Here is an 11,761-nt window from a genome sequence, read left to right as displayed (position 1 = left end):
AGAAAAACCTAAATGGTTCTAATTCTGTATTCACAAGGTAAGCCTTACTTTTCATTTTTAATAGTAGTATATGGAGTTATATATGATCAACAACTTTTTAGGTATAGATGTTTCAAAAGAACGTTTTGATGTTTCTCTCTCATTCATAAGTAAAAAAGGAAAGCGTGAAACTAGGAAAAGGAAATTTAAAAATGATGATACTGGGTTTCAAGGTCTGCTGAACTTTCTACAAAAACATAACATAGAAGAAGTAAAAGCTTGCATGGAATCCACTGGTTGTTATAGCGAAGCTTTGGCTGAGTTCCTCCACAACGCTGGATATTTCGTTAGTGTTGTAAACCCAGCTTGCATAAGGTTTTATGCAAAAAGTAAGCTTACACGACAAAAGAATGACCAGACTGATGCAGAGATTATTGCAGATTATTGTCAAAGACAGAAACCTTCTCGTTGGACACTACCTTCTCTTGAAAAGAAAAAATTAAAACATCTTTATCGTTGCTCAAATGCGTTAAAGGATGAGTTAACATTAGCAAATAATCATTTAGAAAAAAAAGAGAGGCTGCCTAAAGAAGTTGCAAATGCTTGGGAAGACCTTGCAATGAACATAGAGCAAAAAATAGAAACAATAAAAAACTCCATACGCGAACTATTAAAACAACACAAAGAATTGTTGGAAGATTTTCAACTCCTATTAACTATTCCAGGAATAGGAGAGGAAACAGCAATAGCTATTTTAGCTGAAATTCCTGGTATAAAAGCCTTTATAAATGCTAGGCAATTGGCAGCATATGCTGGAATTATACCACAAAATATAACATCAGGCTCATCCGTACATGCCAAGCCCAGATTAAGTAAAACCGGTTCACGAACATTACGTAAGGCAATGTACTTTCCTGCTATAGCAGCTAAAAAGCACAATCCTATCATTATGGCTTCTTGCGAAAGATTAAAAGAGAAAGGCAAGCATGCTATGGCCATAGTTGGTGCTGCAATGCGTAAGTTACTTCATATAGTTTTTGGTGTTTTAAGTTCAAAAAAGGCCTTTGATCCAGATCATATCAAGAACTATAGGGCTAAAAGGTTAACTGAAGGTTTAGTACTTTAAAATCAAAAAATGCTTCTAATTCATCTTATGTAAAATGGCATCTTACACAAATTTATTGAATGTTGTTGGTTAGTGGATATGTTGATAAGTAAATTTCTGCTGTTTTATATGTAACTAATTTACTTATCAACATATCCACTAACTATAATCTGTGTACCGCTACACAGGATATGAATAAGAAGTATTTTTTGATTTTATGATGTAACTTGAGCAATTTTTATAATTTTTTTGTTGACTGGTGAGACGGTATCTTTACTGTTTTTAAGTGAGCCATTGCTTTAGAAAAGTCGCAATAATCTTGATCAGGTAGATATATCGTATTCAAATTAGCACGTAAATCCAGATTTACGCTATCCAAATCTCCTACTACAAGATCAGGTTTTACGCCAATTGATAGAAGCTTGTTTGCTCCTCCATCTACAGCAATAATAGGTATATCTCGTTTAAAAAACGATGAGCTCGGTATTTTTCCATTTAGCACTACAATAGAACGATATTGTTGTTGTGTACTGCAGTGCAGCACATGATCATGGTGCAGGTTTTGCATCGTAGTAACATTTTTGAATAATTGATATTATGCTAATCACTAATCCAGCAATATTGCTAAGCACCACAAAAATTGAGCTCTGGTAAAGACCATAGCCAATCCAAGACAATGAACAAATAAGATAGTTTACTAACATTAACATCGATACATCACGAGTAACTTTAGTGATATATGCTTTATATACTTGAGGTGATAATCCAATTAGAGATGCAATTAACGCAATGAAGCCGAAGCATTCTTCAATATTTATATACATACATTTTCCTACGCTTGCTTTAACAATATCAGGTTCAAAGGGTTGTACTTTATGTACTCTCAGCTTTTCTAGAGCACCCCTAATGCGTGTAATTTATAACATCATTTAGTCTATTAATCAAGAAATTAATAGTGACTTGCATTTATGAAACCCAATCGGCTTCTATGCTAATTATTATCTAAACTAATCGTCGGTTGTGCATCTTGCTCAGAGATTAGGGCAACCAACAAATTATTTATCAATTGAACCTTTTGCTTGCCATCTAATTGTAAGCTTTTGTTTTTTTCAAAATGAGCTATTACTTCCTCGACAATTCCTATTGCATTTTGCACTATATGCCTTCTTGCCGAAGTGATAGCATGTGCTTGTTGACGCCTTAACATTGCTTGTGCAATCTCGGACGAATACGCCAAATGCGATATTCTTGCTTCTGTAATCTCAATTCCTGCAATATCTAATCTTTGTTGTAACATTGACCGCAATTCATCTGAAATTTTATCAGAATTTTTACGTAAAGATTCCTCATTGCTCTCGCTGTCATACGGATAGTTACTAGCTAATTCTCTTATTACTGAGTCACTTTGTACAAAAACAAATTCGTGATAGTTGTTAACATTATAATACGCCTTTGCAGGACTGCTCACTCTCCAAACAATTACTGCAGAAATCTCTATTGGACTTCCATTTGCATCATTAACTTTTATTTTTTCTGTGTTAATATTCTGAAATTTTAGGGAAACTATATATTTGCTTGAAAAGGGAAGCGTTACACATATTCCAGACTTAAAATAAGTTCCAATATAATGACCAAAAAATTCTATCACTCTTGCTTCATTAGGGTCATTAATAAAAAATCCTTGAAGAAAAGTCAAAATTGAAACGGCAGCAACTCCAAGTGCAATTGTGCTGTCATATGCCAAAAAAAGCAGCGATAAAATTAATCCTAGCGCTATTAGTACAGGAAAAGCCCGAATTTGACTCAAATTTCTATCGTTTATCGTATTCTTATCCATATTGTCTTTAAACTTCTTTTTCACTTGAACTCTCTCTGTTGATCGTTTTGTTTATCTTATTTACAAATAGTTTAAACTCTCTTAATTCATGATCAGGCAATTTTACTTCAGTTTTATGTGCTATCGTAAGCGGATCAATGTGTTTGCCATTATATATAACTTCGTAATGTAAATGGGGTCCTGTTGCAACACCAGTGCTACCAACATAAGCGATGATCTGCCCCTGCTTTACTTTAGAGCCTAACTTTATATCGCCACTAAATCTACTTATATGCGCGTAACAGGTTGAATATTCATTTTTGTGTTTTATTTTGATGTAATTTCCATAGCCACCATTCTTTCCTATATATTCTATCACACCCTCTGCAGCAGCGTATATGGGAGTGCCAAGTTTAGCTGCATAATCCACTCCTTTGTGAAAAGCAATTTTACCGCGAACAGGATGCTTTCTATTGCCAAATTTTGAGGATATGCGATAATCTCCATTTAAAGGATTTGCAAAAATTTCGCCATTTTTTAAGCTTATTCCTTCTTTATTAAAATACCTTTCTTTGCCGTCTTGCGATTTATAATGATATAAACTAATAGCTTTCTTGTTTATTGTCAGTGAAGCATATAAAATTTTTTCTTCAGTCTTCTGATTATTAGGCAATCTCTCAAAAAGAACCTCCAATTTACTCTTCGGCACAATGTCTTTTTTAAAATCAACACCGAAATCTTTATATATGTTGATCAATTTCACCACTGTATTTGGCGCCAACCCTTGCTCAATTCCCGTGGCAAAAAAGGAAGATTTTATGGTACTGGATATGAATAATAACCTTCTATCATGGTTGCTTTCTGTCACCTCAAAATCCTCTCCTGTCATTCCAGCGCTTGACGCTGGAATCCAGTTTTTATTATACAATCGCTTGATGTGTTCATTTGTAATTGAATTTTCTGGATCCCAGTGTCTAGGCACACAACTGTACGAACATTGCAATTTGCGGGTGGTGTCATTCCAGTGCTTGACACTGGAATCCAGCTCTTTGACTGACAATGCTGCATAGTGTGCTTGAATTTTTCTGGATCCCAGTGTCTGGGCACTGGGATGACACCCTACACACTGGAACAGCACTGCAAGATCTGTTGATGTTTCAGTAGCATATGCTGGTAAAATACAAAGCAATACAAATATTACCAGCCTCATAGCTTATCAACAAAAGTAAAATTACCTTCCACATACTGTACATCGTCGTTATCTTCTAGCTCTTCAACCAATGCAGATAATTTATCAATCAACTCTTTATCGCTAATTTCAATCAGATCTTTTGGCTGCCATGAAAGACGAGCAAGTTCTGGTTCTCCGAATTTTGCATAAAAGGCATCGCGTACTTTACCAAAATCTTTTATTTCACAAGTTATAACGTGTAATCCTTCTTTGTCATTTTCCTCAACATTCAATACTTCTAATTCGATTCCATGACTGAATAAATCATCAAAATTCACACCCTCTGCTTTATAGACGATTAAGCCTACATGATCGAAAAGGTAACTAACACTTCCTGTTTCTCCTAAATTTCCACCTTTACGAGAAAAGATATAACGTACCTCAGAAGCAGTACGGTTGCGGTTATTAGTCAAGGCATGGACAATGAGTGCAGTGCCAGAAGGCCCATGACCTTCATATTGTATTTCCTCGTAATTTTCTCCAGCAACGTTACCAGTTGCATTTTTTATTGCTGTTTCTATTTTATCTTTTGGTAGATTTTCCTTGCGTGCAGCAAATATAGCAGAGCGAAGGCGCGGGTTGAGTTCGGGATCGGGCAGCCCTTGCTTTGCAGCAACTGTTATTTCTCTAATCATCTTCGTAAATTTTTGAGAGCGCTTTGCATCCTGAGCGCCTTTCCGATGTTTTATATTTGAAAATTGTGAATGACCAGCCATATTCAAATAGTTAAAAACCTAATTATATATCAAAGCATAGAAAAAGCTAAAGCAAATTTTCAAGCCTCCGGCTTGGCATCTTGCAGGTTTTCTGCTAATAACATACTTTCATACTGCTCAGCTTCTAAGTCAAGGCCAATAGCTGAATGGGCTGCTATTAAATAGTTAATAGACTTAGAAAAATATTTAGAATCCTTATAGCTTGCCATATTCTGGAAACGCTTAATTGCTGCTAAATATTCACCACGCCTCAGGTAAAATTTACCGATAGAATACTCTTTTGTTGATATATGTTCTGTGATTAATTTTGCTCTTTCCTTTATCTCGTCTACATATTCGCTGCCTGGAAAGAGATTAATGTACTCAGTGGCTAGCTCTAAAGTTTTATATGCAGTTTGCTGTCCAAGTTGCACTTTATTAATTTGCATGTAATAAGATAATACTCTTAAGTAGTATACATATGGTAAATCTTCACCATTTGAATAAACATATATATAATCATCCATATCACTTGCAGCACTGCTATAGTTACCCATATTATAGTGAGAGACCCCAGATAATAATTTTGCTTTCATTGCCCAATAAGAAAAAGGATACAAATCCTCTATCTTATGAAATGCCCTAATAGCTTGTTTATATTTTTTCTGGTCAAAAAGTTCAACTGCTTCTTCATATAGTTCAGTTTCAGTTTTTTCAAGATCATCCGCATACGATTGTGTAAAGGAGCAAATTAGGAAAATAAAGCACGTGATTAAAGTCTTATACATAAGATTTTTTTCGATCAAAATAAAGTATAGACCTAAATATTACTTAAATAAATAAATTTCTTAGGCAAGAGCCGGTCCTTCTTCTTTATAACTACGGTCAGAACTACCTGCATTTCTTGATTCACCTCGTCCTTCCACTTTTGGATCTTTCAGCGTCTTACTGTAGGAATGTATAGTTAAGACCTGTACAGCCATAAAAATTGCAATACCTATCAAGCCTAAAGTAGGTCCAACAGCAGGATTTAAGGACGATGCTAATGCTATTAACATTATCCTTCTTATTAAAAATACAGAAGAACCAGCAAGCGCCAATCCGGCTACAGATATATTGCTAGTTTTCTTGCTAGATTTCTCATCAAGATCAGACTTTTCTATTTCCTTTTTCTTATTTTTTTCATGCTTATCAATATAAGAAACAAGAGTTGCAAGAAAAGCAATTGCATTGGCAAGAAATAAAATTGCATCCTCTGCTGCTTCAAGTGAAGATGTTTCACCCATTATCATACCTACAATAACCAGTGCAGTTGTTATAGCCTCAATATAGATCAAACACTGACCTATATCAGAAATATTGTGCTCTTTTTCCTTTACTTCCTCTCCATTTTCAATAATCTCCAACTCTCGTTCTTTTTGTGCTATCTTCCTATTATTGTAAATTAAATATAGCGTACAAATAAGAGATAAGACTGTAAAAGGTAATATAGTGTGGCTTAGCGCGCCACTTATCACGCCAAGTAATACCTGATCGCTATATGTTTTTTCCAGTTCAATCGCCATCAGCAATGTAAATGGGACCATTGTTGCCAATGATGCACATTTTCTATATAGCTCTCTTTTTTTTAGTGCTAATAGTTCTTGTTCTAGCCTTTCTCTTTTGACTTCTTTATCAACTGTTGGCCAAAAATCCCAAAAAAACTCTTCTAATGGTTCAAAATCTCTTTTTTTCTTATTCTTTCCTGGAACCTTTTTAGTAGAAGAAAATTTGCCACTAGGTATTTTCATAATATTAACCTAATTAGTTGTAAGTTAATATAATTATACACCTTTTTGCTTTCTGAGTCAATATCACTAAGATATTAACTACTCTTGTCTATTAACTATTTCCTAGGAGATTTAATCAATCTGTTTGATGCCGGCTAGGATATAATTATAGCCTGACCACATAGTTATAATAGCTGCAACCCATAAACAAATCGCACCTGTATATTGAATCATATAATAATCGTTCATTATTAGCGCTACTACAGCAACCATCTGCAAAAATGTTTTAATTTTGCCAGCTTTGCTTACAGGTAGACTAACATTTGTAGCTATCAAAAACTCCCGCAAACCCGAGACTAATATCTCTCTACAGATGATGATAATCGATGGTACTATTGTAAAATCATTTATCTTATGCTTATAAACTAGCATAATTATCGTTGAAACCACTATTAATTTGTCAGCAATTGGATCAAATAGCTTGCCAAACTTTGATTGGACTTTCCACGCACGCGCCAGGTAACCATCAAAAAAATCCGTAATGCACGCAAACACAAAGATTGATATTGTTATCAGGCCTGCATATTTATTTTCTATATAAAAACTTAATATTATTGCTGGTATTGCAAGTGCACGAGAAATTGTAAGCAAATTAGGCACGTTTTTTTTAAGCATGTAATATCATCTTACGTAATAGGTAAACTTATACAGAAGTACAACAGAGTTCACAAGTTAATAGTTTACAATTGAACATTTATAAAAACTCCATATACTTAAAAAATACAAGCTTAAAATATAAGGATGTAATGATGAACGATGATTTAGATAGTACCACAAAACAAGAAGCGCTTAAGTATCACAGCAGAGGTGGTAACCCTGGTAAAATTTCAATCATGCCAACAAAACCTTTATCTACCCAGTATGATTTGTCACTTGCTTATTCCCCTGGTGTTGCAGCTCCGTGCCTTGAAATAGCTAAAAATCCTGAGGTTGTTTATGATTATACAGCAAAAAGCAACTGTGTTGCTGTCATTTCAAATGGCACTGCAGTGCTTGGACTTGGTAATATCGGTCCTCTTGCTGCAAAACCTGTCATGGAAGGCAAAGCTGTTTTATTTAAGCGTTTTGCTGATATTGATGCAGTTGATATAGAAGTTGGTACAGAAAATATAGAAGATTTCATCAATGCAGTAAGGTATCTTGGGCCAAGTTGGGGGGGGATAAATTTAGAAGATATAAGATCTCCCGATTGTTTTATAATAGAGAAACGCCTGAATGAACTGATGGATATTCCAGTGTTCCATGATGACCAGCATGGAACTGCGGTGGTTGTTGCAGCTGGCATAGAAAATGCTCTTGATATTGTTGAAAAGAAATTAGAGGACGTTAAGATCATTATGAATGGTGCTGGAGCAGCCGGTATTGCATGTTTAGAAATACTAAAGTCCATGGGCGCTAAAAATATAGTGCTATGTGATAAGCAAGGAGTAATATACAAAGGTAGAAACGAGGATATGAATGAGTGGAAGGAAAAGTATGCAATTGATACTTCCGAACGTTCTCTACTTGATACAATAAAAGGCGCTGATGTATTCATCGGACTATCTGCAAAAGATGTGTTAAATGAAGAGATGTTAAAGAGTATGGGCAAAGACCCGATTATTTTTGCTCTTGCCAATCCCGATCCAGAAGTAAGGCCTGAGTTTGCAAAATCTGTGAGGCCAGATGCAATAATTGCAACTGGTAGGTCAGATTACAACAACCAAGTCAACAACGTAATGGGTTTTCCTTATATATTTAGAGGGGCACTTGATGTACATGCAACAACAATAAATGATGAAATGAAAATTGCAGCTGCAGATGCAATAGCAAAGCTTGCCCGTGAGCCAGTACCAGGTGAGATATCTGCAGTCTATGGCGGTCGTAAAATGGGCTATGGACGTGAATATATAATACCTACTCCATTTGACCCAAGATTAATTTCTATAGTAGCTCCTGCTGTTGCAAAAGCCGCAGTTGATTCAGGTGTTGCAAGAAAGGCAATACAAGATTGGAGTAAATATGAAAATCAATTAAAATCTCGTCTTTCTAATGTTCTCAGCACGCTGAATTTACTATCTTCACATATGTAATTTATTGGATAAAGTTAAAAGTGATAAACCAACCCAAACTCTAAGCCATATATGCCAAACCTATTGGTAATGGTTGCAGTTGTTGATTCAACACGTGCAGTTTCATCAACTTTACTTCCTCCACCGGCAGGAATATATCCTTCACCAGCTAGTATCTTTATTCCTGGTACAATATCTTTAAATTGGTTATCAAGGATACCAAAATAGCGTAAACCAGCAAATGCTTGAGTTTGTGCTGTAAGTTGGTGATTGATACCAAGTTTTGCTTGGTAAGCCAAGGCATATCTGGTTTTTCCTAGAAATTTAACCCTAGTTACACCTGCACCAATACCAACATATGGGGTGAATGGCATTTTTGCTATATTAAAATCACGATATACATTGACCATTCCAGCTAAGTTATTAAAACCTTCATTTTTCATCTTAAATGCAGCTCTGAACTCTGCTTCAACACTACAATTTTCTTGAATGTGAATATCAACCTTTCCACTTCTCCAAGGTGAATTGCATTCCGCTCCAGTAGACGCATCATTGTGACGACGAAGTTCAATATATCTTGCTTTTTTCTTATCTGAATAATCTTCATCATATAAGTTAGTCTGAGAATATAAGCCTTCAAACTCAACTCTCATATTTTTGAATAAATACCCTATTGCAGCACTACCGGCAAACCCTGGAACATATTTAGGACTGTATCCAGCTTCAATTCGCTCCTTCTTATTAAAACTAAAAACCCCCTCTGTTATATTGTCACCTGCATCTTCTTTTCCTTCTAGAGAACCTATTGCATTGAAGAATGCTCCAAAATAGTTAGCTTTGATGTAAACATTCTCTAAGTTATTTATTTTATCATCGTAAGATAAGCACCTAAATGAAAAAGTTAGCAAAACCAATAGATATGTGAATTTAAATCTTTCGCCCACCACAAAGCCTCCCTGCATAACTTGTCATTCCATTATTATAGTATGCTTCTATTTTTTATGATAGCAACTTTTTATTGCGCTCAATCGTTTTAGATTTATAATGAAAGTATTGTAATTTAAAGCAAATCAATGACTATTGCAATTCACGAATTAGAGAGGATCATCAAACAATCGTTCCCCGACGCTGATATAAAGATTCATGATCTTGCTGGAGATGATGACCATTATCATTTAAAAATAAACTCCAAGTGTTTTCTTGGAAAGACAAAAATAGAACAGCATAAAATGGTATATAAAGCTCTGGAAGGTCAGTCTATACACGCCTTGCAACTGGAAACTAATACTTAAAAATAAGGTGAATTTATGAGCAATTTTGAACAAATAAAAAAAGATATAACAGAAAATGATGTGGTATTGTATATGAAAGGCACTTCTGATTTTCCTCAATGCGGATTCTCTGGACTCGTCGTGTCAATCCTAAAAAAATTGAACGTGAAGTTTAAGTATATTAACGTGTTGGAGAATGATGAAATACGTGAATCTATAAAAAAGTTTTCTGATTGGCCAACAATTCCACAATTATATATAAAGGAAGAGTTTATTGGTGGTTGCGACATCACTCGCGAGATGTACGAAAAAGGCGAACTGCAAAGTTTATTGAAGGAAAAAAAAATTATTGCGGAATAAGTACCAAGAAACCAGTGCCCAGACGCTGGATAACGTAGTATAGCTATGAAAAAGGATCTTATGTCTTAAACCGTATCCGTTCAGGCAATGGCGTCAACTTAAGAACTTTCATTAGCAAACTCTCCTAAAGACATGATGGCGTTTGGGCTTATCTACCTTATCGCGGCTATACAATCGTCCCGGTCGAATTTTAACTTTAGCGCGTATACTTGCTCTATCAAAAAGGGCTTGAAAGTTTTTTGGCGCAATAAGTACCTGATAGAGTTTCTGCCTCATTACACCAAATAAAACCGAAAAATTTAAACGATACTCAGCAATTTGATCTGGATTCCAAGGCCCTTGTGCATCACACATATGAAGCGACAATATATTACACATGACTAAGTTTGCCCAAAATTCTTGTAATACAGCCTCTAAATTTACGCCAGAAAAATTCTCTAATTCTGCACCTATTTTGAGTCGTTTATAGCACTCCTCTATATGCCACCTTAACACATAAGCTTTGCTGATATCTTCCAAAATAAATTTTACTCGGTCAAAAAGTGAAGTAATCAATACCTCTGTTTCTCAGTTGGCTAATGTCAGCACTATAACTCTTACTTTCTGTCCTTTCATTTTATTTTTTAGCTTTTCATTTTCTAATATAAAATCGAAATCTAATTCGCCAGCGTTCCCATAGCTTGCTATAATTTCTTTTTTGCAAGCGAAAAATAAAATCTACTTCCAAATCATAATGCTGCTGAATGAATTTTACTGAAGACGATCATAGATAAATAATAATTTCTTTTGATTTAATGAACGCATTTGAGTGATAACTTCGGGTAATTGCTCTTCCGCCAACGTTTGTTCACCTATATTCCAAGCCGCAAGACGAGCACTACAAATCAGCGAAGTACACAAATCAACAAACAAATTGCCAATGGTGGCATTGTGCCTGTTGTTCCATTTGGTTTAAAGCGGCCAAACTCGGATACAATTTCCTCAGAGCTGGGTAATCTCATACCAGAACCATCTGCTGCAATAAGCCTATAGCCTCTCCAACTCAGGCTCATCTTGATAGGCTGTTTGGATGCTTAAATTCTTTAAAACCTGTATGACAAATCTTATATCTTGCTTTAGAAAAAGCTTGCTTTGAGGGTACATGTCAATGGCTCCATAAGTTCACATTCTATTCCCAAACTTTTTTTAACTAACTTTAAAATCATAGAAAATACTGTCGAAAAAGGAAGTTTTCTTGTTCGTGTAAAACTGTTTTTTCCAACACAATGGATTCTCTGAAAAGCTTTCGAGTATATTATATTTTTAATTTGTAGAATAAAATTTTTTCCTTTTTGTTTGGTAGAAGTCATAGTTTTAAATCCTCCTGATTAAGTTTTATCGCTATGACTCCCCCACCAGAACCGTGCTTGCAGCTTTCCCGCACA

Annotated in this window: 13 protein-coding genes, 1 pseudogene and 1 riboswitch; of the genes and pseudogenes, 4 read left to right on the top strand and 10 right to left on the bottom strand. The window is 35.2% G+C overall.

The genetic code is table 11. From position 1 onward, the window contains the following. Positions 1 to 82 precede the first annotated feature (82 nt). Positions 83 to 1,105 (top strand): IS110-like element ISWen2 family transposase, encoded by a 1,023-nt coding sequence (locus NL281_RS00925; RefSeq protein ID WP_253303218.1) that lies wholly within the window; start codon positions 83 to 85, stop codon positions 1,103 to 1,105. A gap of 217 nt (positions 1,106 to 1,322) precedes the next feature. Here NL281_RS00925 and NL281_RS00920 read toward each other — a convergent pair whose 3' ends face one another. From NL281_RS00920 to pgsA, 8 genes are all read right to left on the bottom strand, one after another. Then, positions 1,323 to 1,652 (bottom strand): hypothetical protein, encoded by a 330-nt coding sequence (locus tag NL281_RS00920; protein ID WP_253303420.1) that lies wholly within the window; start codon positions 1,650 to 1,652, stop codon positions 1,323 to 1,325. Then, positions 1,633 to 1,908 (bottom strand): SemiSWEET family sugar transporter, encoded by a 276-nt coding sequence (locus NL281_RS00915; protein ID WP_006280002.1) that lies wholly within the window; start codon positions 1,906 to 1,908, stop codon positions 1,633 to 1,635. The genes NL281_RS00920 and NL281_RS00915 overlap by 20 nt, the downstream gene beginning before the upstream one ends. Continuing rightward, positions 1,897 to 1,999: riboswitch (TPP riboswitch) on the bottom strand. Its footprint overlaps the gene before it by 12 nt. Before the next feature lie 76 nt (positions 2,000 to 2,075). Then, positions 2,076 to 2,921 carry an SPFH domain-containing protein gene (locus NL281_RS00910; protein WP_010962624.1) on the bottom strand — a complete coding sequence of 282 codons (846 nt, stop codon included), beginning with the start codon at positions 2,919 to 2,921 and terminating at the stop codon, positions 2,076 to 2,078. A 7-nt stretch (positions 2,922 to 2,928) separates the two neighbouring features. Next, a complete protein-coding gene (locus NL281_RS00905; protein WP_410543423.1) occupies positions 2,929 to 3,789 on the bottom strand; it encodes a M23 family metallopeptidase in 861 nt (286 codons plus the stop codon). 317 nt (positions 3,790 to 4,106) lie between these two features. Continuing rightward, positions 4,107 to 4,847 (bottom strand): YebC/PmpR family DNA-binding transcriptional regulator, encoded by a 741-nt coding sequence (locus NL281_RS00895; protein WP_253303419.1) that lies wholly within the window; start codon positions 4,845 to 4,847, stop codon positions 4,107 to 4,109. A 59-nt stretch (positions 4,848 to 4,906) separates the two neighbouring features. Next, positions 4,907 to 5,614 (bottom strand): outer membrane protein assembly factor BamD, encoded by a 708-nt coding sequence (locus NL281_RS00890; RefSeq protein WP_253303695.1) that lies wholly within the window; start codon positions 5,612 to 5,614, stop codon positions 4,907 to 4,909. 60 nt (positions 5,615 to 5,674) lie between these two features. Then, entirely contained in the window at positions 5,675 to 6,616 is a 942-nt protein-coding gene (locus tag NL281_RS00885) for a hypothetical protein (RefSeq protein WP_253303418.1), read from the bottom strand. 111 nt (positions 6,617 to 6,727) lie between these two features. Continuing rightward, entirely contained in the window at positions 6,728 to 7,270 is a 543-nt protein-coding gene (gene pgsA / locus NL281_RS00880) for a CDP-diacylglycerol--glycerol-3-phosphate 3-phosphatidyltransferase (protein ID WP_253303417.1), read from the bottom strand. A 134-nt stretch (positions 7,271 to 7,404) separates the two neighbouring features. Between pgsA and NL281_RS00875 the strand changes: the two genes are divergently transcribed. Then, positions 7,405 to 8,727, top strand: a complete 1,323-nt coding sequence (locus NL281_RS00875) for a malic enzyme-like NAD(P)-binding protein (RefSeq protein ID WP_077188090.1) — start codon at positions 7,405 to 7,407, stop codon at positions 8,725 to 8,727. Positions 8,728 to 8,741: 14 nt separating this feature from the next. Here NL281_RS00875 and NL281_RS00870 read toward each other — a convergent pair whose 3' ends face one another. Then, the gene (locus NL281_RS00870; protein WP_233417545.1) at positions 8,742 to 9,650 is read right to left on the bottom strand and encodes a P44/Msp2 family outer membrane protein; all 909 of its coding nucleotides are present in this window, start codon (positions 9,648 to 9,650) and stop codon (positions 8,742 to 8,744) included. Positions 9,651 to 9,779: 129 nt separating this feature from the next. On the opposite strand from NL281_RS00870, the gene NL281_RS00865 reads away from it, so the two are divergent. Both NL281_RS00865 and grxD read left to right on the top strand, forming a co-directional pair. Further along, positions 9,780 to 9,998, top strand: a complete 219-nt coding sequence (locus NL281_RS00865; RefSeq protein WP_006280012.1) for a BolA/IbaG family iron-sulfur metabolism protein — start codon at positions 9,780 to 9,782, stop codon at positions 9,996 to 9,998. A gap of 15 nt (positions 9,999 to 10,013) precedes the next feature. Beyond that, on the top strand, positions 10,014 to 10,337 hold the full coding sequence (grxD, locus tag NL281_RS00860; protein ID WP_006280013.1) for a Grx4 family monothiol glutaredoxin: 324 nt from the start codon (positions 10,014 to 10,016) through the stop codon (positions 10,335 to 10,337). Positions 10,338 to 10,448: 111 nt separating this feature from the next. Here the strand turns inward: grxD and NL281_RS00855 are convergent. Continuing rightward, positions 10,449 to 11,686, bottom strand: a pseudogene (locus tag NL281_RS00855) (IS4 family transposase). Positions 11,687 to 11,761 lie beyond the last annotated feature (75 nt).

The sequence above is a fragment of the Wolbachia endosymbiont of Phyllotreta cruciferae genome (assembly GCF_918697765.1).
GTDB classification, from domain to species: Bacteria; Pseudomonadota; Alphaproteobacteria; order Rickettsiales; family Anaplasmataceae; genus Wolbachia; species Wolbachia pipientis.
Note: the sequence above shows the minus strand (reverse complement) of the source record. Positions and strands in the feature narration are given on the sequence as shown.

Coding starts and splice junctions, on each gene's coding strand:
- NL281_RS00925 (WP_253303218.1), top strand. CDS start 83: ATGATCAACAACTTTTTAGGTATAGATGTTTCAAAAGAACGTTTTGAT.
- NL281_RS00920 (WP_253303420.1), bottom strand. CDS start 1,652: ATGCAAAACCTGCACCATGATCATGTGCTGCACTGCAGTACACAACAA.
- NL281_RS00915 (WP_006280002.1), bottom strand. CDS start 1,908: ATGTATATAAATATTGAAGAATGCTTCGGCTTCATTGCGTTAATTGCA.
- NL281_RS00910 (WP_010962624.1), bottom strand. CDS start 2,921: ATGGATAAGAATACGATAAACGATAGAAATTTGAGTCAAATTCGGGCT.
- NL281_RS00905 (WP_410543423.1), bottom strand. CDS start 3,789: ATGACAGGAGAGGATTTTGAGGTGACAGAAAGCAACCATGATAGAAGG.
- NL281_RS00895 (WP_253303419.1), bottom strand. CDS start 4,847: ATGGCTGGTCATTCACAATTTTCAAATATAAAACATCGGAAAGGCGCT.
- NL281_RS00890 (WP_253303695.1), bottom strand. CDS start 5,614: ATGTATAAGACTTTAATCACGTGCTTTATTTTCCTAATTTGCTCCTTT.
- NL281_RS00885 (WP_253303418.1), bottom strand. CDS start 6,616: ATGAAAATACCTAGTGGCAAATTTTCTTCTACTAAAAAGGTTCCAGGA.
- pgsA (WP_253303417.1), bottom strand. CDS start 7,270: ATGCTTAAAAAAAACGTGCCTAATTTGCTTACAATTTCTCGTGCACTT.
- NL281_RS00875 (WP_077188090.1), top strand. CDS start 7,405: ATGAACGATGATTTAGATAGTACCACAAAACAAGAAGCGCTTAAGTAT.
- NL281_RS00865 (WP_006280012.1), top strand. CDS start 9,780: ATGACTATTGCAATTCACGAATTAGAGAGGATCATCAAACAATCGTTC.
- grxD (WP_006280013.1), top strand. CDS start 10,014: ATGAGCAATTTTGAACAAATAAAAAAAGATATAACAGAAAATGATGTG.